We start from the raw sequence: 22,003 nt of genomic DNA, 5'->3' as shown, positions 1-22,003 counted from the left end.
TTCGCATGCGCTTATTGCAAGTGGGGAAACGCCCATGTTCGATCAACTGTCCTTGCTGTCTTTCGCCAGCGGTGGCTGGGGCCAGGCGCTGCTCGCCGGCGCCCTGGTGACCGTGTCGCTGGCCTTGGCTTGCCTACCTATTGGCCTGCCCCTCGGCCTGGCTGTGGCCCTGGCCGCACGCTCGCGCAAACGCCTGCCACGGGCCTGGGCAACCACTTTTTCCACGGTGTTCCGCGGCCTGCCGGAGCTGCTGACCCTGCTGATCATCTATTACGGCTGCCAGATCGCTGCGCAGAAGATCCTCGCTGCCATGGGCTATCAAGGCGAGGTGCTGATCAATACCTTCCTCGCGGCGATGATCGCCTTCAGCCTGGTATTCGCCGCCTTCTCCAGCGAAATCTGGCTGGCCGCCTTCAAGACCCTGCCCAAGGGCCAGCTTGAAGCCTGCTCGGCACTAGGCCTGAGCAAGCGCACCGGGTTCTTCAAAGTGGTGTTGCCGCAATTGACCCGCATCGCCCTGCCCGGCCTGTCCAACAACTGGTTGTCGCTGCTCAAGGACACTTCGCTGGTGTCGACCATCTCCCTGGTCGATCTGATGCGCCAGACCAACCTGGCAGTCAGCGTGACCAAGGAGCCAATGTTCTTCTATGGCGTGGCCTGCCTGGGCTACCTGCTGTTCTCGGCGCTGTCGGGCCGGGTGTTTGCCTTCATCGAGCGGCGCTGCAACCGTCACCTGCAAGGAGCACGGGCATGACTGTCGAACAACTGCTGGGGCTGGTGCTCGACCCCGAACTGCTGGAGCGCTACGGACCGCGCTTTCTCGATGGCCTGCTGGTGACCGCCAAGCTGGTGGCGATCTCGTTTACCCTCGGGGCGCTACTGGGCCTGCTGCTGGCGCTGGCGCGGATGTCCAAGCAGCCGCTGCTCAACCGCCTGGCTGCGGGGTACATCTATTTCTTCCGTGGCTCGCCACTGCTGGCCCAGCTGTTTTTGCTGTACTACGGCCTCGGCTCGCTCAAAGGCTTCTGGCAAGACTTGGGGCTATGGTGGTTCTTCCGCGAGGCCTGGTACTGCGCCGTGCTCGCCTTCACCCTGAACACTGCCGCCTACCAGGCAGAGATTTTCCGCGGCAGCCTGCTGGCCATCGCCCCGGGGCAGTACGAAGCGGCGCGCGCGCTGAACCTCAAGCGCTCGACCACCTTCTTCAAGGTGATCATGCCGCAGTCGTTGCTGGTGGCCATCGGCCCCTTGGGTAACGAGCTGATCCTCATGATCAAGGCCAGCGCCATCGTCTCGCTGGTGACCATCTATGACTTGATGGGCGTGACCAAGCTGGCCTTCTCGCGCAGTTTCGACTTCCAGATCTACCTGTGGGCAGCGGTGCTCTATCTGCTGATCGTGGAAATCGTCCGGCGCACCCTGAAACACCTGGAAGCCCGCCTGGGCCGCCACCTGAACTGACCGAAGGATACGCTCCATGCATTGCCAAACCCTTGTCCTGGGCGCCGGTATCGTCGGCGTCAGCACTGCGCTGCACCTGCAAGCGCGTGGCCGTCAGGTGATCCTGATCGACCGCGACGAGCCGGGCAGCGGCACCAGCCATGGCAACGCCGGGCTGATCGAGCGCTCCAGCGTCATTCCCTATGCGTTCCCGCGCAACCTTGGCGCGCTGCTGCGCTATGGCCTGAACCGCCAGCCAGATGTGCGCTACAGCCCGCTGCACTTGCCCAAGGCGGCGCCCTGGCTGCTGCGCTACTGGCAACAATCGGCGCCTGGCCGCCTGGCTGCGGCGGCGGCCGACATGCTGCCGTTGGTGCAGCGCAGCGTCGAGGAGCACGACGCGCTGATCGAGGCCGCCGGGCTGGCCGCACTGGTCAAGGCCAAAGGCTGGATAGAGGTGTTCCGCAACCCAGCCCTGTTCGCCCAGGCCAAACAAGAGGTCAAGGGCCTGGCCCGTTATGGCCTGCACTATGAATTTCTGGAGCGCGAGCAGCTGCAAGTACGCGAGCAGCAATTGCAAGGCGATGTCGTTGGCGGCATCCACTGGCTCGACCCGAAAACCGTCAGCAACCCCGGTGGTCTGACCCGTGGCTATGCCGCACTGTTCGTCCAGCGTGGCGGGCAGTTCCTGCACGGGGATGCCAGTAGCCTGCGCCAGGTGGATGGCAAATGGCGGGTCGACAGCCAGCGCGGAACGCTGAGCGCCGACGAGGTGGTCGCCTGCCTCGGGCCGCAATCGGCCGAGCTGTACGCACCACTGGGCTATCGCTTCCCGCTGGGCATCAAGCGTGGCTATCACATGCACTACGCCACCCGTGGCGATGCCCAACTGCAGCATTCGATCTGCGACACCCAAGGCGGCTACGTGCTGGCGCCGATGGCCCGTGGCGTGCGCCTGACCACCGGCATCGAGTTCGCCGCCAGCGATGCGCCGGCCAACGAAATCCAGCTGCAGCGCTGCGAAGCCTTGGCCCGCAAGCTGTTCCCGGCGCTTGGTGAGCGCCTGGACGACCAGCCCTGGCTGGGCCGGCGCCCGTGCATGCCGGACATGCGCCCGGTGATTGGCCCAGCCCCCAGGCACAAAGGTTTGTGGTTCAACTTCGGGCACGCCCACCATGGCCTGACTCTGGGCCCGGTCACCGGGCGCTTGCTGGCCGAAATGCTCACCGGCGAACAGCCGTTTACTGATCCTGCGCCTTACAGCGCCGCACGCTTCGACTAGAACCCCAGCGGGAGAACAACAACATGACCGCCCCTCTAAGCCTTGCCAGCCTTGCCCCCGAAGCCGACTCGCGGCCGGTGCTGATCGACATCGAAGGCCTGAACAAACACTACGGCGCCTTCCATGTCCTGCGTGATATCAACCTGCAGGTCCGCGAAGGCGAGCGGATCGTGCTCTGTGGCCCCTCGGGGTCGGGCAAGTCGACCTTGATTCGCTGTATCAATCGCCTGGAAATTGCTGAACAAGGCACTATCCAGGTTGCCGGGATCGATCTGGCCAGTAGCCGCCGCGAAGCCGCCCAGGTACGCAGCGAAATCGGCATGGTGTTCCAGCACTTCAATCTGTTCCCGCACATGAGCGTGCTGGACAATTGCCTGCTCGCCCCCACCAGTGTGCGTGGGCTATCGCGCAAGGACGCCGAGGAGCGTGCGCGGATGTACCTGAGCAAAGTCGGGATCGAGAGCCAGGCGCATAAATACCCCAGCCAGCTCTCCGGTGGCCAGCAGCAGCGGGTGGCCATCGCCCGCGCCTTGTGCATGAAGCCACGGATCATGCTGTTCGATGAGCCAACCTCGGCGCTGGACCCGGAGATGGTCGCCGAGGTGCTGGATGTGCTGGTGAAACTGGCCGATACCGGCATGACCATGCTCTGCGTCACCCATGAGATGGGCTTTGCTCGGCAGGTGGCCGAACGCGTGCTGTTTCTGGAGGGTGGGCAGATCATCGAGGACAGCCCGCCCCAGGTGTTCTTCGGGCAGCCGCGTACGGCGCGGGCGCAGGCGTTCTTGAAGCAGATCCTGCATTGAGCTAGGCAGTATGGCCCTATCGCGGGGCAAGCCCGCTCCCACGCGAACGCAGCGGCTTGCCCCCGATCATTGCAGCGCTGCAATGATCCAACTGCATCGTTAAATATATTTACCAGAAACCCTGCCAAACCCTTGCCAGCCAAGGCCGCGCTGCTCTACACCCCCCGAAAACCGGCGCCAAAACGCGCGCCACTCGTTTGACATATCGAACGGCTCTGGCAAGCTATGAGTAAGCCCCGACCGGCATCGTCTCCCTCTGCGAGCCGGCAGTGCTCGGGGCCCCAGGTCGTACACAAGGCCAAGGCCGTGCGCCTGCACAACAACGACAGGAAGCACCTGTCCCAAGGTGACATATGTCCAACAGCAACATTGGCAACAAGCAACCTTCCCTGCGCAAGCCCGTCGTCCTGATGACCATGGGCAGTCAAGAGCGCAAAGGCCATGACTATCAGGTCATGACCCACAAATACATCACTCCGCTGGTCGACTTCGCAGGCTGCATTCCGGTCCTGGTACCCACTTGCTGTGGCACCGAAGACTTGGAGAGCTACCTGGACATGGCCGACGGCGTCTACCTGACCGGCGCCGGCAGTAACATCGATCCAGCGCTGTACGGCCAGGAAAACGAAACGCCCGGCAAAGCCCAGGACAAGAACCGCGACCTGTTCGACATCCCCCTGGTGCAGCTGGCCATTGCCCGCGGCCTGCCGATCTTCGGTATCTGCCGCGGCATGCAGGAAATCAACGTGGCCCTGGGTGGTGACATCTACCAGAAGGTCTACGCCGAAGCGGGCTTCAACGATCATCGGGAAAACCCGGAAGATCCGGTCGACGTCCAGTACCAGCAAGTGCATGGCGTGAAGATCAAACCAGGCAGCTGGCTGCGCGACGCACTGGGTACCGACGAAATCCGCGTCAACTCGCTGCACGGCCAAGGCCTGCGCAACCTAGGTGAGGGCCTTGAGCCGATTGCCCACGCTGAAGATGGCCTGGTCGAAGCGATCCATGCGCCGAGCATCTCGCCGTTCCTGTTTGCCGTGCAATGGCATCCCGAGTGGCAAGCGGCGAAAAACCCAGATTCGATCAAGATGTTCCAGGCCTTTGGCGACGCCTGCCGCGCCCAGGTCCGCAAATCCCAAGTCAGCAAGCGCCACCAGGCCGCCTGACTCCTCGCTTCGTTAGTTTTGATCGCGGGGCGGCGCAAGGCCGCCCCCGTTTCCCCGGTCACCCTCTGCTGGTCCCAGAACACTTCCCGTGGAAGCGGGTGGCGGGCTTGTGCCTGCCCCGCGATCTTTTTTCCCCCTAAGTCATACGACGACTGATTGCCGTAGCCAGCACTGCGGATTCGGTTTCAACCGTCTCGTCACCTGTCATGGCCTCTTCGCGGGCAAGCCCGCTCCCACAGCAACTGCAGAGCTCTCAAGGCCCCTGCAGCATCAATTGGGGGAGCCATGTTGGCCGCGAAGTGGCCGGCACTACATCCTGCCCATTTCCTGGCGACGCTGAAAAAATCTGCGTAGAGGTACTAGTCATCGCGCATGTTGTACGATAACTTACCTCTCATCGCAGCACATCACCTTTACCCCAAGCGCCATAGGATGCCAACAACAATGAATCCACAAGAACTGCAATCCATCCTCTCCCACGGCCTGCTGTCGTTCCCGGTGACCGACTTCAATGCCCAGGGCGACTTCAACCAGGCCGGCTACATCAAGCGCCTGGAATGGCTCGCCCCCTATGGCGCCAGCGCCCTGTTCGCCGCCGGCGGGACCGGTGAGTTCTTCTCCCTGGCTGCCAGCGAGTACAGCCAAGTGATCAAGACCGCAGTCGATACCTGCGAGCGCTCGGTGCCGATCCTGGCCGGCGTCGGTGGCTCCACCCGCCAGGCCATCGAATACGCCCAGGAAGCCGAACGGCTTGGCGCCAAAGGCCTGCTGCTGCTGCCGCACTACCTCACCGAGGCCAGCCAGGATGGCGTCGCCGCTCACGTCGAAGCGGTGTGCAAATCGGTCAAGATTGGCGTGGTGGTGTACAACCGCAACGTCTGCCGCCTCAACGCCAGCCTGCTCGAGCAACTGGCCGAGCGCTGCCCGAACCTGATCGGCTACAAGGATGGCCTGGGCGATATCGAGCTGATGGTGTCGATTCGTCGCCGCCTGGGCGACCGCTTCAGCTACCTGGGTGGTCTGCCGACCGCCGAGGTGTATGCTGCCGCCTATAAAGCCCTGGGCGTACCGGTGTATTCCTCGGCGGTGTTCAACTTCGTGCCCAAGACCGCGATGGACTTCTACAACGCCATCGCCCGTGACGATCACGCCACCGTGGCCAAGCTGATCGACGATTTCTTCCTGCCGTACCTGGACATCCGCAACCGCAAGGCCGGTTACGCGGTGAGCATCGTCAAGGCCGGCGCCAAGCTCGCCGGTTACGACGCAGGCCCAGTACGCACGCCACTGACCGACCTGACGGGCGAAGAGTACGAAATGCTCGCCGCGCTGATGGACAAGATGGGTCCGCAGTAAGCCCCACTCCGCGGCCTGCCAATGCCGCACACCGGAGCCGGGCAATGCCTGGCTCCGGTTACAACTCATTAGCCCGCACAAAAATAACTAGTGGGAGTACCCAGCATGCAAGCGACTAAAAAGACGCATGTGCGCTACCTGATCCTGTTCATGCTGTTCCTGGTGACCACGATCAACTATGCAGACCGAGCCACCATCGCCATCGCCGGCTCCAGCCTGCAAAAAGACCTCGGCATCGATGCCGTCACCCTCGGCTACATCTTCTCGGCGTTCGGCTGGGCCTACGTCGCCGGCCAGATCCCCGGTGGCTGGCTGCTCGATCGGTTCGGCTCGAAGAACGTCTACGCGTTCAGTATCTTCACCTGGTCGCTGTTCACCCTCCTGCAAGGCTTTGTCGGCGGCCTGCCGGTAGCCTGGGCGGTGGTGACCCTGTTCACCCTGCGCTTTCTGGTCGGTTTCGCTGAAGCACCGTCGTTCCCCGGCAACGCGCGCATCGTTGCCGCCTGGTTCCCGACGGCCGAACGCGGGACCGCCTCGGCAATCTTCAATTCGGCGCAGTACTTCGCTACCGCACTGTTCGCGCCAATCATGGGTTGGATCGTGTTCAGCTTCGGCTGGGAACATGTATTCGTCGTCATGGGCGCACTGGGGATCGTGTTCTCCGCGGTCTGGTTGAAGACCATCTATAACCCACGCCAGCACCCGCGCATCAGCCAGAGCGAGCTTGAGCACATCGAACAAAACGGCGGACTGGTCGACATGGACCAGAAACGCGGCAACGATGGCCCGAAATGGGGCTACATCAAGCAACTGCTGACCAGCCGCATGCTGCTGGGCGTGTACCTGGGCCAGTACTGCATCAATGCCATCACCTACTTCTTCCTGACCTGGTTCCCGGTATACCTGGTGCAGGAGCGCGGCATGACCATCCTCAAGGCCGGCTTCATCGCCTCCTTGCCGGCCATCTGCGGCTTCATCGGTGGCGTGCTGGGTGGCGTGCTGTCGGACTGGCTGCTGCGCCGCGGCAATTCGCTGACCTTCTCGCGCAAACTGCCGATCGTCTGCGGCCTGCTGCTGTCGACCACCATGGTCTTTTGCAACTACGTCGAAGCGGAATGGATGGTGGTCGGCTTCATGACCCTGGCGTTCTTCGGCAAGGGCATCGGTGCCCTGGGCTGGGCGGTGGTGGCCGATACCTCACCCAAGCAGATCGCAGGTCTGTCCGGTGGTCTGTTCAATACCTTCGGCAACATCGCCTCGATCACCACGCCGATCGTCATCGGCTACATCATCAGCGCCACCGGCTCGTTCAAGTGGGCCTTGGTGTATGTGGGCGCCAACGCCTTGGTGGCGGTGTTCAGCTACCTGGTGATCGTCGGCCCGATCAAGCGTATCGAGCTGCGCGAAGACGCCCCCCAGTCACAGCCTGAGCCAGCCGCCAATGGCGAACTGGCAAGCTCGCGTCACTGAGTGGACACGCCCGCACCGGGGGACCGCTGCGGGCGGATGGACAAAAGCCTGAGAACCTACCAGTAGGGCCTGAACATGCAGTTGATCGAACACTCCGACTCGCCCCGCTACGTCCGCCTGCACGACGACGATAACGTCGTGGTGGTAGTCAATGACGGCGGCCTGGGCGAAGGCGCCCGCTTTCCCGATGGCCTGACCCTGGTCGAAGCCGTGCCGCAAAGCCACAAGGTCGCCACCGTGCTGATCGGCAAAGGCGAGCCGGTGCGCCGCTACGGGCAAATCATCGGTTATGCCCTACAAGACCTGCGCAAGGGCAGTTGGGTCCAGGAAAGCCAGCTGGCCATGCCGTCGGCGCCGGAATTGGACAGCCTGCCGCGCTGCAATGCCGTCCCCGCGCCCCTGCCGCCTCTCGATGGCTTCACCTTCGAAGGCTACCGCAACGCCGACGGCACCGTCGGCACCCGCAATATCCTCGGCATCACCACCACCGTGCAGTGCGTGACCGGCGTGCTGGAGCACGCGGTCAAGCGCATCCGCGCCGAGTTACTGCCGCACTACCCCAATGTCGATGACGTGGTCGCCCTCACCCACAGCTATGGCTGCGGCGTGGCAATCAACGCCCGCGACGCCTACATTCCGATCCGCACCGTGCGCAACCTGGCGCGCAACCCTAACCTGGGCGGCGAAGCGCTGGTGATCAGCCTGGGCTGCGAGAAGCTGCAAGCCGGCCAGGTGATGCATGACAACGACCCGTCGGTGGACCTCAGCGAGCCGTGGCTGTATCGCCTGCAGGATGCCAGCCTTGGCTTCAGCGAAATGATCGAGCAGATCATGGAGCTGGCCGAAACCCGCCTGAAAAAACTCGACCAGCGCCGCCGCCAGACGGTGCCGGCCAGCGAGCTGATCCTTGGCATGCAGTGCGGGGGCAGTGACGCATTCTCCGGCATTACCGCCAACCCAGCACTGGGCTATGCCGCCGACCTGCTGGTGCGGGCCGGCGCTACCGTGCTGTTCTCGGAAGTGACCGAAGTGCGCGATGCCATCTACATGCTCACCTCGCGCGCCGAAAACCAGGACGTCGCCCAGGCCCTGATACGCGAGATGGACTGGTACGACCGCTACCTGCAACAAGGTGCGGCCGACCGCAGCGCCAACACTACGCCTGGCAACAAGAAAGGCGGCTTGTCCAATATCGTCGAGAAATCCCTCGGCTCGATCGTCAAGTCTGGCAGCGGCGCCATCCAGGGCGTGCTCGGCCCGGGCGAGCGAGTCGAGCGCAAGGGCCTGATCTTCTGCGCCACCCCGGCCAGCGATTTTGTCTGCGGCACCTTGCAACTGGCGGCGGGGATGAACCTGCACGTATTCACCACCGGCCGTGGCACGCCGTATGGCCTGGCCATGGCGCCGGTGGTCAAGGTGTGTACCCGCAGCGAGCTGGCCCAGCGCTGGCCGGACTTGATCGACATCGACGCCGGGCGCATCGCCAGCGGCCGTTCGAGCATCGAAGAGCTCGGCTGGGAGCTGTTCCACTATTACCTGGACGTCGCCAGTGGCCGCAAACAGACCTGGGCTGAGCAGCACAGGCTGCACAACGACATCACCTTGTTCAACCCGGCGCCGATCACTTGATGGCTCAGCGTTCGGCCCATGCCCAATCGCCGCAGCCCCCTGTGGGAGCGGGCTTGCGCGCGAAGCAGGCAACTCGGTGGATGGCACCGGCTTCGCCGGTGTTCGCGGGTAAACCCGCTCCCACAGGGGCCGGGCAAGCCCATCGCACCTGCATTCTTCCTTCAACTACATCGACAGGAGCACCCCATGCCTGAGATTCTTGGTCATAACTTCATCGCCGGCCAGCGCAGCGCCGCCGGCAGCCAACGCTTGCAGAGCCTCGATGCCACCACCGGCGAAGCCCTGCCCTACAGCTTCGTCCAAGCCACTGAGGCTGAAGTGGACCAGGCCGCCCGCGCCGCCGCTGGCGCTTTTGCCGAGTTCCGCCAGCTTTCCCCGGCCCGCCGCGCCGAGTTCCTCGAGGCCATCGCCGCCGAGCTGGATGAACTGGACGACAGCTTCGTCGCCATCGTCTGCCGCGAGACCGCCCTGCCCGCTGCGCGCATTCAGGGCGAACGTGGCCGCACCAGCGGGCAGATGCGCTTGTTCGCGCAGGTGCTGCGCCGTGGCGACTTCCTAGGCGCTCGCATCGACCAGGCGTTGCCTGAGCGTCAACCGCTGCCACGGGTCGACCTGCGCCAGATGCGCATTGGCGTTGGCGCGGTCGCGGTGTTCGGCGCCAGCAACTTCCCGTTGGCCTTCTCCACCGCAGGCGGTGACACCGCTGCCGCCCTCGCCGCTGGCTGCCCGGTAGTGTTCAAGGCGCATAGCGGCCATATGGCCACTGCCGACCTGGTCGGCTGCGCCATCATCCGCGCCGCCGAGCGCACGGGCATGCCCAAGGGCGTGTTCAACATGGTCTTCGGCGGCGGTGTCGGCGAGTGGCTGGTCAAGCATCCGGCGATCCAGGCGGTGGGCTTCACCGGCTCGCTCAAGGGTGGCGACGCGCTGTGCCGCATGGCCGCCGAGCGCCCGCAGCCGATCCCGGTGTTCGCCGAGATGTCGAGCATCAACCCAGTGATCGTCCTGCCCGGTGCGCTGGCCAAGCGCGGCGAAACCATCGCCCGCGAACTGGCAGGTTCGGTATGCCTTGGCGCCGGCCAGTTCTGCACCAACCCAGGGATGGTGATCGGCCTGCAATCGGCCGAGTTCAGCAGCCTGCTGAGCAATGTCGGCCAAGCCCTGGATGCCCAGGCCGGGCAAACCCTGCTCAACGCCGGTGGCCTACGCAGTTACGTCGCCGGCCTTGAGCACCTGCACGCTCATGCAGGCATCGAGCACCTGGCGGGCCAGCCGCAACAAGGTGCACAAGCGCGCGCGCAGCTGTTCAAGGCCGATGCCAGCCTGCTGGTCGATGCCGACCCGCTGCTGCAGGAAGAAGTGTTCGGGCCGGCCACTGTGGCGGTCGAAGTCAAGGACCAGGCGCAACTGCGTGCGGCCTTGCTAGGCCTGCGCGGTCAGCTCACCGCCACCTTGATTGGTGAAGCAGAAGACTTCGAGGCGTTCGCCTGGCTGGTGCCGCTGCTGGAGGAGAAAGTTGGCCGGATTCTGGTCAACGGCTATCCGACGGGTGTGGAAGTGTGCGACGCCATGGTTCATGGCGGGCCGTACCCAGCCACCTCCGATGCCCGCAGCACCTCGGTGGGCACCTTGGCGATCGACCGTTTCCTGCGGCCGGTGTGCTACCAGAACTACCCGCAGGCGCTGCTGCCTGAGGCGCTCAAGGATAACAACCCGCTGGGGCTGCGCCGGTTGGTCAATGGGCAGTGGAGCGAAGGTTCGCTGTGATCTGCGCACATTCAAAATGACTCGCATCTTTGCGGTAATGCAGTTCGCTTAAGCAATTGGGGCCGCTTTGCGCCCCTTCGCGGGCAAGCCCGCTCCCACAGGGATAGCGCCGCTCTCACGGTCGGCGCCGTACCTGTGGGAGCGGGCTTGCCCGCGAAGGGGCGCAAAGCGGCCCCAAGCAGACGACACAGGTCTAACGTGATCTCTTGCGCGGCATTTTTCAATTAGCCATGGCTTCATGGCTTGGGCCCCCGATGAAGTACTCAGGCGCCCTGCGCCTCTGCCGCTTCATGCGCCTGGCGCAAGCGCTCCCGACTGTTGGACAGGTGCATGCGCATCGCCATCTTCGCCCCTTCGCTATCGCGCCGGGCAATCGCCTCATAGATCGCTTCATGCTCGTGACGCAGGCGGCTCATGTAGTGCGCCTGGTCATCATGGGCGATCCGTGCCGAATTGAGCCGGGTGCGCGGAATGATGCTGGTGCCCAGATGATTGATGATGTCGGCAAAGTAGTGATTGCCACTGGCCTGGGCAATGCGCAGGTGAAACTGAAAGTCCGCCGACACGGCATCGGAGGCATGCGCAGCGCTTTCGTTGATCTCATCCAACGCCGCACGCATCCCGGCCAACTGCTGGTCATCGCGCCGTTGCGCGGCAAGCCCGGCTGACTCGATCTCAAGCGCGATACGCAACTCGAGCACCGCCAGCACCTCACGCAGGGTGACCACAGTTGCCGGATCGATGCGAAAACCGCTACCCGCCGGCGCATCCAGCACGAAGGTGCCGATACCGTGGCGGGTCTCCACCTGGCCTGCTGCCTGCAACCGCGAGATGGCCTCACGCACCACCGTACGGCTGACGCCCTCCTCGGCCATGATCTGCGACTCGGTCGGCAGCTTGTCGCCGCGCTTGAGCTGACCACTGCGGATCCGTTCGGTCAGCACCGTGACCAGTTCCTGGGCCAGACTGCGCGGCTTGCGCCGGGTCCTTGCCTGTACCTGCTGCTCTGTCATGCCGTGTATTTCACCTTGAAAGACCAGCGTCATCATAGCGCAAGCAGTTGTACGATCACATACATCCCTTACGGTTTTCGCTCACCCTGCGCACTGCCGGTTGCGCCCCTCCAGGGGCAAAACGCGAAGGCGCCTCGCCCAGCACCCTGCGGAACATGCTGGAAAACGCACTGGGGCTGTCATAACCCAAGTCCAGGGCGATCCGCGTCACTCCCTCACCGCCGGCCAGGCGTGTCACCGCCGCCATCAGGCAGGCCTGCTGCCGCCACTGGCCAAACGACAAGCCGGTCAGCTGCCGAAACTGTCGATTGAAGCTGCGCGTGCTCTTGTTCAATTGCTGCGCCCAGTGCTCAGCGGTCTGATGAATATTCGGTGCCTGCAAAAAGCCTTGGCACAGTGCAGCCAGTGCCGGCTCGACCGGCATCGGCGCATACAGCGGCAGGCTCGGCGCCCGACGCAACTCCTCGAGAATCAACGCCACTAACAGCCCATCGCGCCCATGCGGCTCATACAGCGCGGGCACATCGGCACTGGCCAGCAGCAGCTCATGCAGCAATGGGCTGACCAGCAAAGCCTGGCAGCGCGCATCGACACGCGGCAGCGCTTGCGGCTCGATGTACACACTGCGCGTGCTTACCCCCTGCATCTTCACCTGATGGCGCTTGCCAGGCGGGATCCATACGCCGTTATAGGGCGGGATCACCCAGGCACCATCGTCGGTCAACACCTCCATCAGCCCGCTCATGCCATACAGAAACTGCGCCCGGCGATGGCTATGCGCCTCGAGCAAAGTGCCCGGCGGGTAGTCGGTGCCGATGGCCAGTACTGGCCTGGGAATGCTATCGACCTGGGACAACGGGGTATTACGCATGCTGCACAGCCTTGGCCTGAACGCGATGATTATTGGCCAATTCACGCATGTCGGCCAAGCGTAACCTGCCTACTCTGCGTGCGTCCTATCACCTGCAGAGGCAGCACGATGCTGTACCCACTTTTAAGCATTTTCGGCGTCGCCGCCGGCATGACTACGTTGTTGTTCGGCTTCGGTGGCGGTTTCTTCGCCGTGCCGCTGCTGTATGCGCTGCTGATCGCCGGCCATGGAGCAGACGCCCCCATCGGCCAACAGGCGATGCAGATTGCTGTAGCCACCTCGGCTGCGGTGATGATCTTCAGCAGTGCCCTGGCCACCTGGCGTCATCACCGCTCGGGCAGCCTGCGCTGGGATCTGATTGGCCAACTGGCACCGGCCATCGCCTTGGGCGCGATAGTTGGCGCCTATGCAGCGCTGCAGCTGGACGGCACCTGGCTGCGGTGGCTGTTCATCGGCTACCTGGTGCTGACGTTGCTCGATAGTTGGCTGCGCCCAGGCTTTGTCAGCGACGCCGGCGCCGTTCTGCGCCCAATGAGCCGGGCAGGCTCGGCCCTGGTCGGGCTGCCAATTGGCGCGCTGGCAGCACTGCTGGGAGTGGGCGGCAGCGTCATGACCGTACCGCTGATGCGCAGGCGTGGCGCAAGTATGCTCACTGCTACGGCCATGGCCAATCCGTTGTCGCTGCCCATGGCGCTGAGTGCGTCGCTGGTATACGCCATGCTGCCTGCAACCGGTGAGCCGTTGGGCAGCGGATTTGTCGGCTTGATCGACCTGTACGCGGCGGCCGCCCTAGCGCTCGGCGCATGGCTGGGCATGCAGCTGGCTTCGCCGCTAGTGGGGCGCATCGCCGACAGCCTGCACGCCAGAGCCTACCTGGTGCTGCTAGGCACAGTCCTGCTGGTGATGCTCTGCGCCGGGCGCTGAGCGCTGGCCAATCGCCCTGCAACGGCGGTAACGTGAGGGTTTGAGCGCGTCTACTCCACGGAAGGAAGTACAGCATGATAACCCTCGACCGACTGTTACTGGGCTGCGGCCTGTTGATCCCCGTCTGGCTGCTGATGGGCGTGACCCTGACCGCGGCAAGCTACCCTGGCTACAGCCACCTGCATCAGGCCATGAGCCAACTGGGTGCGGTTGGCGCACCGACCCAGGGATGGTCTGCGCTGCTGAACAACTTCCCCCTCGGCGGATTGTTCGCCCTGTTCGCCTGGGGGTTGGCACGCCGCTGGCGGCAGTCGAATTGGGCACGCCTGAGTGCTTTGCTGGTGCTGGTGCATGCGTTGGGCAGTATCGGCACCGGCTGGTTTGCTTGTGACCAAGGCTGCGCCCCGGCGCAACCCTCGTTTTCGCAGCAGATGCACAACCTGAGCGGGCTGCTGATGTTCCTTTCACTGACCCTGGCCAGCCTGCTGTGGAGCTGGCTGGGCAAACGGGTGGCCGGCTCTGCCAGCCTCGCCTGGGGGTCACTGGCCTGCACAGTGCTGGCGATCGTCAGCGTGATACTCATGGCCCAGGCGGCGCATAGCGGCGAATGGTTCGGCCTGTACCAACGGCTCAACTACGGCGTGTCGGTCATCTGGATTGCCATCCTGGCGCTGTACAGCCTGCGCAGCACCCGCCGCAATCCGCTGCGCATGGCGATCATCTGACGGCAAATTGCTGGCCCCCAAGTTTTTGAAGCGAAGGCAAACTCCCTTTTCCTTCATAAGCTTAGGACAGCATCATGCGGGTATTTCTAGCAACCATGGCCGGCTGCCTGCTGGCCTCCATGGCCTTTACCGCTCAGGCCCGGGCCCTGAGCCAGAATGATCGGCACGTCTGTGGCTGGGGTTCGCAGATCGCCGCCGAGGCCCAGCAGGCCAAGCTTTCCGGGGTCAACCTGTATGCGACCCGCAAACGTTTACAGGCGCGCAAATTCCCCAAGCCGTGGATGCGCATGACTGCCTTTGGCATTACCGAGCAGACCTACAACAGCCAATCGCGCCTCAAACCTGCGGCTATAAAGCAGACGTACTATGAGCAGTGCGTTCAGCATGCTGTCGCGAGACGTTAGTCTATAAATATCAGCCAGTTAACCAATCTTTCTAATATCGATTGGAAGATATTTCAGTATCGCTTTCTTCGCGGCGGTTATCTCCGACCGCGAAGAGATCCCACACTGAATGCTAAGCAAAATATCTATATATTTCATACTGATACAGATGATTTCTAATCTATTTTGTTAATTCAGGCTTGCTGCCAGGGCGGCCCATGCTTGAAACACGTCTGCAGCCAATCCTTGAACGCGCCGAGGGCAGCGCTATTCAAGCGCGCTGAGGGCCGCACGAAGTAAATCCCGGCAGCGACATCCAACTGCCACTGCGGCAATACCCTGACCAACCTGCCAGCTGCCAGATCCTCGACCATTAACCAGTCGCCCCCAGCAATGATGCCTACACCGCGTCGTGCCGCCTCCAGTAGGGCCTCGTTGTCGTTACCGCGCAGCGAGCCGCTGATCTTGACACTCTCCTGCCGCACACCGGCCGTCAGATGCCATTCAGGAAACGAGCGCAAGCCACTGAAACCCAGACAATTGTGCGCGCTCAAATCAGCCGGTTGTTGCGGCTGTGGATGCTTGGCCAGATAAGCGGGTGCAGCACACAGGATACGCAGGTGATCGCACAGCTTGTTGGCGACCAGTCGATTGTCAGCCAGCTCACCAATGCGAATGGCCCCATCGAACCCCTCGGCGACCAGATCGACGAAGCGGTCGGCATACTCTATCTCCAGGGTGACCTGCGGATGGGCCAGGACAAACTCCGCCATTAACCCACTCAACCAACGCCGCCCCATCGCGGCGGGCAACGCTAGACGCAGACGCCCGCGCACAATAGCTGCCCCTTGCGAGGCCTGCTGTTCGGCTTCGTCGATCAGGCGACCGGCCAGGCGCAAGCGCTCAACCAGCCGCTCGCCCTCATCGGTGAAGCGCAACTGCCGCGTGGTGCGCTCGACCAGACGGATCCCCAGGCGCTGCTCCAAGGCGCCCAGGCGGCGTGACAGCACCGAGGGGTGGCGTTGCAGTTGCCGGCCTGCGGCGGCGAACGATCCCTGCTCATGCAAGGCCAGCAAGGTGGCAAGCTCATCGGCGCGGCGACTGTCGAATGGATCCATGGCAAGGCTCGTTGGCAGCTATCAAGGGGTCAGGATCAGCGCTCCCTGCGCGCGACCCTGTTCCAGGTCGGCATGGGCGCTGGCAACATCGGCCAGCGGATAACGGCGCCAAATCCGCGGCTGAATGATACCGCTGGCAAGCGCGGCCAGCACATCGCCAGCGCGCTGCTGGTACTCCTCGGTGCTGCGGGTGTGCGCGGCCAGCGACGGCCGGGTCAGGTACAGTGAGCCTTTGCCATTGAGGGTGGCGACGTCGATGGCTGCAGGTGCCCCAGAGGTGGCGCCGAAAGACACCAACAAACCGCGCACGCGCAGACTGTCCAGAGAAGCTTGCAGCGACACCTTGCCGACACCGTCGTAGACCACATCGACACCTAGCCCGTTGGTGAGCTCTTTGACCTGCGTGGCCAACGTTGCGGCATCGAAGACCAGTACATGATCACAGCCCGCCGCGCGGGCGCGCTCGACGCTCTGCGCCTTGGACACCACGCCAATCACCAAAGCCCCCAAATGCTTGGCCCAAGACACCATGATCTGGCCTACGCCGCCGCCAGCGCCGTAGATCAATACGTGACTGCCAGGACCGACCGGATAGGTAGTCTTGAGCAGGTACTGCGCGGTTATGCCTTTGAACAGCAGCGCCGCTGCGTCCTCGTCGCTCACCGCAGGCGGCAGCTTGATCAGGCGCTCGGCGGGATACAACCGGCCGCTGGAATAGCCGCCGACAGGACCGGTGGCGTAGGCCACTCGATCGCCCACTTGCACGCTGTCGACCCCCTCACCGACTGCCGTCACCCGCCCGGCACCCTCCAACCCCAATCCGCTGGGCAAAGGCAGTGGTGCGCCGCCCTTGCGCTGCAGCACGTCGAGTGGGTTTACGCCAATGGCCGTCTGCTCCAACCAGACCTGCCCAGGCCCTGGGGGCAGTGCCTGAACAGTCTCCAGCTGCATTACCTGAGCGCTGCCGGTTTCGCTGAGTACGATGCGTGTGGCCATGATCCATTCCTGAACAAGTAAAAGACCCATCCAGGCTAATTACCTGCTGTACATCGAACAATCATGCCCAGCGCAGATGATTTCTGCACCCAGCGCAGCAATCTGGGCCGAAAGTAGCGTTGCAGCAAACCTGCAACCTGTCGACACTGCGCCTACGACCAACCTGACGACAGGCTCGCACAACGAGCCTTCAGGCCCCTCTCCAGGTGACCATGAATAACAACAAAGCCTGTAGCGCCCGCTTGCCCGGCCATTCGCTGTTGCTGCCCACCGTGCTCAGCCTGCTGGCGTTCGCTGCCAACTCCTTGTTTTGCCGCCTGGCCCTGCGTGATGGCGCGATAGATGCCAATAGCTTTACCGCGCTACGACTGGGTAGCGGTGCGGTCTTTCTCGCCAGTGTGCTGTGGTTCAGCCAGGGTAGACGGGCGCCGCGCGGCAGTTGGGCGGCGAGCCTGGCGTTGTTCGCCTACGCTTGGCTGTTTTCCCTCGCCTACCTGCAATTGGGCGCAGGGGTCGGGGCGTTGATGCTGTTCGGCGCGGTGCAGGTGAGCATGTTCGCCTATGGCCTGGTCAGGGGTGAGTCGCTGCAGCGGCGGGTGCTGCTGGGCATGCTGATCGCCTTTACTGGGCTGATCGCCCTGCTGCTACCCGGCGCCGATGCGCCGCCCTTGGCCAGTGCCCTGATCATGCTGGTGGCGGGAGTGGCGTGGGGCGCTTATTCGGTGCTGGGCAAGGGGTCGGCTGACCCGCTGGCAGATACTGCCGGTAACTTCCTGCGCAGCTTGCCACTGCTGCTGGCGCTGGGGCTGGGCCTGATCTTCAGCGGCGCGCGAGTACAGCTGAGCAGCGAAGGCGTGCTCTACGCGCTCGGCTCCGGAGTGCTGGCGTCCGGTGCTGGCTACAGCCTGTGGTATGGGGTGGTCAAATACCTCAGCGCCCAGCAAGCCGCGACGCTGCAACTGAGCGTGCCGGTCATTGCGGCGCTGGGTGGGGTCATGCTGCTGGGCGAGCCGTTGTCCTGGCGCTTGAGCCTGACCTCACTGGTGGTGCTCGGCGGCGTGGCGCTGGCGTTGAAGCCAGCGCGCAGGGGCTGATGCGCCTTAGCAGCCGCTCAAGGCGGGGGCGCGGCGTTCGCCAGCAAAGAACATCGGCCGCAGGCGCACGCCGATCAGGTTGCCCGCGTACGCCGCAACCAACCACAGCCAGCCATGTACGCTGCCCGAGGCGATCCCACTGAAATAGGCGCCAATGTTGCAGCCATAGGCCAGGCGCGAACCATAGCCCAGCAGCAGGCCGCCGATCACCGCCGCAATCAGCGAAGGCAGCGGGATCTTCAGGCTCGGCGCAAAACGACCGGCCAGGCCCGCCGCCAGCAGCGCGCCGAGCACGATGCCGATATCCATCACCGTGGTGATGTCCTGCCACAAGGGCGCTGCCAGCGCCTTGGCATTGGCCGGCGCCTGCCAGAACACCCAGCTGCCGACATCCACACCCAGGCCGCTGAGGGTCTTGGCGCCCCACAGGGCGAAGGCCGACGTGATACCCCATGGACGACCCGCCAAGGCCAAGGTGGCGTAGTTCAGCAGCGCCAGGGCGACAGCGCCCCAGAGCAAAGGCCAAGGCCCACGCACAAAGCGCCCCAGGCCCTGATGCGCACTGGCCACTGGCGCTTCAAGCTGGCCATGGCGGCGTTTCTCCAGCAGCACAGTGACCCAGGCAATCAGGGCAAATACCGCCAGGCTCGCCAGCAGCGCCGGGGTCACGCCCCAGGCCTGGACAATCGAGGTCGCCGGGAATGACGGCAAGGCAAACCACCAGTCGACATGATGGGTTGCAGTGACCGAGCCGATGATGAAGAACAGCAGCGTCACCAGCATCCGCGCGTTACCGCCGCCGACCGTGAACAGCGTCCCGGAAGCACAACCACCGCCCAGCTGCATGCCAATGCCGAAGATGAACGCACCGAACACCACCGACACGCCTGCCGGAGCGACCAGGCCGGTGACCGGAGTGCCGAACAGGCTGCCAGCCGACAGCGCCGGGAAGAACAGCAGCACAGCCAACGCCAGCATGATCATCTGCGCGCGCAGGCCTGCCCCACGACGTTCGTTGATGAACACCCGCCAGGCTGAGGTGAAACCAAAAGCGGCGTGATAGAGCGTCAGCCCCAACGCAGCGCCAACGATCAACAACAACACCTGCTTGAATCCGGCGTTGAGATTGACCAACCAGGCACCGGCCACTAGCAAGGCCAGGGCGACCAAGGGGGCGCCCAGGCGGCGCGGTTCAGGTGAGGCAGTTGCAGAAAGACCCATCGGCATACTCGGATAACAGTGAAACGGGGGCGCGAGTATACCGCCGTGCGACTGTCAGTGCTCGCCGCCAGGCAAACGCCTATGCTTGCCATTTCCCCCTCAACTGCGGAGCAGCAGATGCCCTCAGCCGACGACGCCCTGCTGCAAAGCTGGCAGCACAATGCCCAAGCCTGGATTGAGGCCGTTCGCAGCGGTGCGATCGAAAGCCGTCGCCAGGTCACCGACCAGGCGATCCTGCTCGCCGTGCTTGGCCAGCAACCTGAGCGAGTGCTAGACCTGGGCTGCGGCGAAGGCTGGTTGTTGCGCGCCCTGGCTGAGCGCGGCATTGCGGCCGTTGGCGTGGATGGTGATGCAACGCTGGTACAGGCCGCTAGGGCGGCGGGCTCGACGCACGTGCACCTGGGCAGTTACGAGCAGTTGGCCGAGGCCCAGGTGGATGTCGGCACAGCGTACGACTTGATCTGCGCCAACTTTGCCCTGCTGCAGCAGGACATCATTCCCTTACTGACAGCCGTCAGCGCTCTGCTCAGGCCTGGCGGGGTGCTAGTGATCCAGACCTTGCATCCTTGGGCGGTGGCCAATGGCGATTACCAGGACGGCTGGCGGGAAGAGTCATTTGCCGGATTTCAAGGGCAGTGGCAGCCGATGCCCTGGTACTTTCGCACGTTATCGAGTTGGTTGCGGGCTCTGGAAATGGCGGGGTTGAGGCTGGTCAGTCTGGACGAGCCGCAGCATCCACAGAGCGCCGTGCCACAGTCGCTGCTGATGGTGGCTGGGCGGTTGGCTGAATAGCGGTCATTGCCACGTATTTGCAGTGCCAGATCCGGCCTCTTCGCGGGCAAGCCCGCTCCCACAGGTACCGCGCAGATTTCAGTTCAGCGTTGAGCCAGCACTGACACCAGGCAGATCCTGCGAACCCCACGAACCCTGTGGGAGCGGGCTTGCCCGCGAAGAGGCCGGATCTGACACGACAACGCCATTGGCTGCACAAATCCGTAACCGGCCCAATTGTCAGTCGTCAGTCAGCTGCTTGGGGCTGACCTTGCCGTCGGCGACGATCGCCTGCGGCGCCTTGAGGAACGACAGCATGGTCTGGCGCAGGCCTTGGGCATCGATCAGCAGCAAGCGGGCGCGGTGGGTGGAGTCTTCGCTGATCCACAGGCCGCGCTGGTCGCACATGAGAAAGGTCGGATTGCGCAGGCCTTGCACCACGACCGGGTCGTTGCCGTCATCGCTGAGTGCGCGAACCTTGCCCTCGCCCTTCTGGGTGTAGAGCAGCCGACCATCATGGCAACGGGTCAAACCCTCGGTCTCGGTCAGGCCTGAGCGCAGCACATCGAGCTGGCCGCTGTGCCAGGCGTAGCGCATCAGCCGGCCATTGCCGCGACGGTCCTCGATGGCATAGAGGTAATCGCCATCGTTCCACAAGCCCTGCACGCTCTCTCCTTCGACGGCCACCATGCCATCGGGCTCGGACAGGCCGTCGACCACCACCACCCGGTCACCCTGGGCGGTGATCTTGAGGATGCTGCTGCGCCCATCGTCGAGCTCGCGACTGACCAGCAAATCGAGCGCAGCCCACGTGGCGTTCACGCAATGGCCGGGCCAGACCACTCCTGGCTAAACCACAAAATGATATAAAAAGAACAAAACATTCTAACCAAATGGAATTAAAAAATTGAAAGCCTCAAGCCTGCTCCTTAATCTCAGGTCATCTTTCCAGCGCCTGATCAGGAGCCAATCCCGTGCCTACCCGTACCTTCTCCCCCCTGCGCCGCCTGTTGCTCGGCGGCCTGCTGGCCAGCGTTGCCAGCGCCGTGCTGCCCTGGTCCAGTGCGGTTGCCGACGACGCCAAGACCCTGCGCATTGGCTACCAGAAATTCAACAGCATCAATATCCTCAAGGGCAGCGGTGCCCTGGAAAAGGCCCTCGCACCGCAAGGCGTCAAGGTCAGCTGGCATGAATTTGCCGCCGGCCCGCAACTGCTCGAAGCGCTGAGTACCGGCGCCATCGACCTTGGCCACGCGGCCGATGCACCCTCGGTGTTCGCCCAGGCCGCAGGCAAGCCGGTGGTCTACCTGGCCGCCGAACAACCCTACCCGCGCGGCATCGGCCTGGTGGTGCGCGAGCAGGACCACATCGCCAGCGTGCAAGACCTCAAAGGCAAGCGCGTCGCCACCGGTCGTGGCTGGAACGCCCAATACCTGTTGGCCGTGGCTCTGCAGCAAGCCGGCCTGAGCTACCAGGACATCACCCCAGCCTACGTCAACAATGCCGCCGACGCCGTCGCCGCCCTGCAGTCGGGCAGCGTACAGGCCTCGACCCTGTGGGATCCGTTCCTGGCCGCCGCCGAGCAGCAGCCGGGCCTGAAGAACCTGCGTGACGGCAGTGGCCTGAGCAACAACCGCACCTTCTATCTCTCCACAGCAGCTTTTGCTGACCAACACCGCGAGCTGCTCAAGACCTTCTTCAGCGAGCTGGCCAAAGTCAGCCAGTGGGCCAATGCCAAGCCTGCCGAGGTGGCTAGCCTGCTGGCACCGCAACTGGGCATCAGCGCCAACGTGCTGGAAGTGGCCAGCGAACGGCGCAACTACAACGCGGTAGCGATCACCCCGCAGATCGTCGCCGAGCAGCAAAAGCTGGCCGACACCTTCCAGGGCCTGGGCCTTATCCCGCACAAGCTCAGCGTGGCTGACGCGGTCTATCCAACCGCCGTGCTGCCCTGACGCCAAGGAGACCTGG

General features: G+C 63.7%; 20 protein-coding genes and 1 pseudogene. 15 read left to right on the top strand and 6 right to left on the bottom strand.

Translation table 11 applies throughout. From position 1 onward, the window contains the following. Positions 1-34 precede the first annotated feature (34 nt). The 9 genes from OIU19_RS00465 (at position 35) to OIU19_RS00425 (ending at position 10,916) form a co-directional block, all read left to right on the top strand. On the top strand, positions 35-754 hold the full coding sequence (locus tag OIU19_RS00465) for an ABC transporter permease (RefSeq protein WP_264232572.1): 720 nt from the start codon (positions 35-37) through the stop codon (positions 752-754). Then, complete coding sequence (locus tag OIU19_RS00460; protein WP_264232571.1) at positions 751-1,461, top strand: ABC transporter permease; 711 nt, start codon at positions 751-753, stop codon at positions 1,459-1,461. Before OIU19_RS00465 ends, OIU19_RS00460 begins: the two co-directional genes overlap by 4 nt. Before the next feature lie 16 nt (positions 1,462-1,477). Then, entirely contained in the window at positions 1,478-2,722 is a 1,245-nt protein-coding gene (locus OIU19_RS00455) for an FAD-binding oxidoreductase (protein ID WP_264232570.1), read from the top strand. A gap of 23 nt (positions 2,723-2,745) precedes the next feature. After that, a complete protein-coding gene (locus tag OIU19_RS00450) occupies positions 2,746-3,528 on the top strand; it encodes an amino acid ABC transporter ATP-binding protein (RefSeq protein ID WP_319004449.1) in 783 nt (260 codons plus the stop codon). A gap of 353 nt (positions 3,529-3,881) precedes the next feature. Then, positions 3,882-4,694 (top strand): gamma-glutamyl-gamma-aminobutyrate hydrolase family protein, encoded by an 813-nt coding sequence (locus OIU19_RS00445; protein WP_186557071.1) that lies wholly within the window; start codon positions 3,882-3,884, stop codon positions 4,692-4,694. Between the two features lie 444 nt (positions 4,695-5,138). After that, complete coding sequence (gene kdgD / locus OIU19_RS00440) at positions 5,139-6,050, top strand: 5-dehydro-4-deoxyglucarate dehydratase (RefSeq protein WP_264232569.1); 912 nt, start codon at positions 5,139-5,141, stop codon at positions 6,048-6,050. A 105-nt stretch (positions 6,051-6,155) separates the two neighbouring features. Then, positions 6,156-7,520, top strand: a complete 1,365-nt coding sequence (locus OIU19_RS00435; RefSeq protein ID WP_264232567.1) for an MFS transporter — start codon at positions 6,156-6,158, stop codon at positions 7,518-7,520. Positions 7,521-7,595: 75 nt separating this feature from the next. Further along, positions 7,596-9,149 (top strand): galactarate dehydratase, encoded by a 1,554-nt coding sequence (gene garD, locus OIU19_RS00430; protein WP_264232566.1) that lies wholly within the window; start codon positions 7,596-7,598, stop codon positions 9,147-9,149. 186 nt (positions 9,150-9,335) lie between these two features. Further along, positions 9,336-10,916: an aldehyde dehydrogenase (NADP(+)) gene (locus OIU19_RS00425; RefSeq protein ID WP_264232564.1), complete on the top strand. Its 1,581-nt coding sequence runs from the start codon at positions 9,336-9,338 to the stop codon at positions 10,914-10,916. Positions 10,917-11,179: 263 nt separating this feature from the next. Here the strand turns inward: OIU19_RS00425 and OIU19_RS00420 are convergent, their stop codons facing one another. Both OIU19_RS00420 and OIU19_RS00415 read right to left on the bottom strand, forming a co-directional pair. Continuing rightward, positions 11,180-11,929, bottom strand: a complete 750-nt coding sequence (locus OIU19_RS00420) for a FadR/GntR family transcriptional regulator (RefSeq protein WP_264232562.1) — start codon at positions 11,927-11,929, stop codon at positions 11,180-11,182. 55 nt (positions 11,930-11,984) lie between these two features. Next, positions 11,985-12,800 (bottom strand): helix-turn-helix transcriptional regulator, encoded by an 816-nt coding sequence (locus tag OIU19_RS00415; protein WP_264232561.1) that lies wholly within the window; start codon positions 12,798-12,800, stop codon positions 11,985-11,987. 108 nt (positions 12,801-12,908) lie between these two features. On the opposite strand from OIU19_RS00415, the gene OIU19_RS00410 reads away from it, so the two are divergent. From OIU19_RS00410 to OIU19_RS00400, 3 genes are all read left to right on the top strand, one after another. Next, positions 12,909-13,724, top strand: a complete 816-nt coding sequence (locus OIU19_RS00410; RefSeq protein WP_264232560.1) for a sulfite exporter TauE/SafE family protein — start codon at positions 12,909-12,911, stop codon at positions 13,722-13,724. A 74-nt stretch (positions 13,725-13,798) separates the two neighbouring features. Continuing rightward, complete coding sequence (locus tag OIU19_RS00405) at positions 13,799-14,449, top strand: DUF998 domain-containing protein (protein ID WP_264232558.1); 651 nt, start codon at positions 13,799-13,801, stop codon at positions 14,447-14,449. A 74-nt stretch (positions 14,450-14,523) separates the two neighbouring features. Then, positions 14,524-14,853: a hypothetical protein gene (locus OIU19_RS00400; protein WP_264232556.1), complete on the top strand. Its 330-nt coding sequence runs from the start codon at positions 14,524-14,526 to the stop codon at positions 14,851-14,853. Between the two features lie 173 nt (positions 14,854-15,026). On the opposite strand, the gene OIU19_RS00395 is transcribed toward OIU19_RS00400, so the two are convergent. Together OIU19_RS00395 and OIU19_RS00390 are read right to left on the bottom strand one after the other, a co-directional pair. Further along, positions 15,027-15,950, bottom strand: coding sequence for a LysR family transcriptional regulator (locus OIU19_RS00395; RefSeq protein ID WP_264232554.1), 924 nt, complete (start codon positions 15,948-15,950; stop codon positions 15,027-15,029). Between the two features lie 21 nt (positions 15,951-15,971). Further along, positions 15,972-16,946 (bottom strand): quinone oxidoreductase, encoded by a 975-nt coding sequence (locus OIU19_RS00390; protein WP_264232553.1) that lies wholly within the window; start codon positions 16,944-16,946, stop codon positions 15,972-15,974. A gap of 212 nt (positions 16,947-17,158) precedes the next feature. Here OIU19_RS00390 and OIU19_RS00385 point away from each other — a divergent pair, with 212 nt between their 5' ends. Next, positions 17,159-18,040, top strand: coding sequence for a DMT family transporter (locus OIU19_RS00385; RefSeq protein ID WP_264232551.1), 882 nt, complete (start codon positions 17,159-17,161; stop codon positions 18,038-18,040). A gap of 6 nt (positions 18,041-18,046) precedes the next feature. Here the strand turns inward: OIU19_RS00385 and OIU19_RS00380 are convergent, their stop codons facing one another. Then, complete coding sequence (locus OIU19_RS00380; protein WP_264232550.1) at positions 18,047-19,261, bottom strand: YeeE/YedE family protein; 1,215 nt, start codon at positions 19,259-19,261, stop codon at positions 18,047-18,049. Positions 19,262-19,378: 117 nt separating this feature from the next. On the opposite strand from OIU19_RS00380, the gene OIU19_RS00375 reads away from it, so the two are divergent. Next, positions 19,379-20,053: a bifunctional 2-polyprenyl-6-hydroxyphenol methylase/3-demethylubiquinol 3-O-methyltransferase UbiG gene (locus OIU19_RS00375; protein ID WP_264232549.1), complete on the top strand. Its 675-nt coding sequence runs from the start codon at positions 19,379-19,381 to the stop codon at positions 20,051-20,053. A gap of 252 nt (positions 20,054-20,305) precedes the next feature. On the opposite strand, the pseudogene OIU19_RS00370 reads toward OIU19_RS00375, so the two are convergent. Further along, a pseudogene (locus tag OIU19_RS00370) lies at positions 20,306-20,827 on the bottom strand (hypothetical protein); the annotation flags it as partial. Between the two features lie 179 nt (positions 20,828-21,006). Here OIU19_RS00370 and OIU19_RS00365 point away from each other — a divergent pair. Beyond that, a complete protein-coding gene (locus tag OIU19_RS00365; protein ID WP_264232546.1) occupies positions 21,007-21,987 on the top strand; it encodes an aliphatic sulfonate ABC transporter substrate-binding protein in 981 nt (326 codons plus the stop codon). Positions 21,988-22,003: the final 16 nt, after the last annotated feature.

Origin of the sequence: Pseudomonas sp. BT-42-2 (assembly GCF_025847435.2) — a bacterium.
Lineage (GTDB): Bacteria > Pseudomonadota > Gammaproteobacteria > Pseudomonadales > Pseudomonadaceae > Aquipseudomonas > Aquipseudomonas urmiensis.
This window is presented reverse-complemented; position numbering and strand designations above follow the sequence as displayed.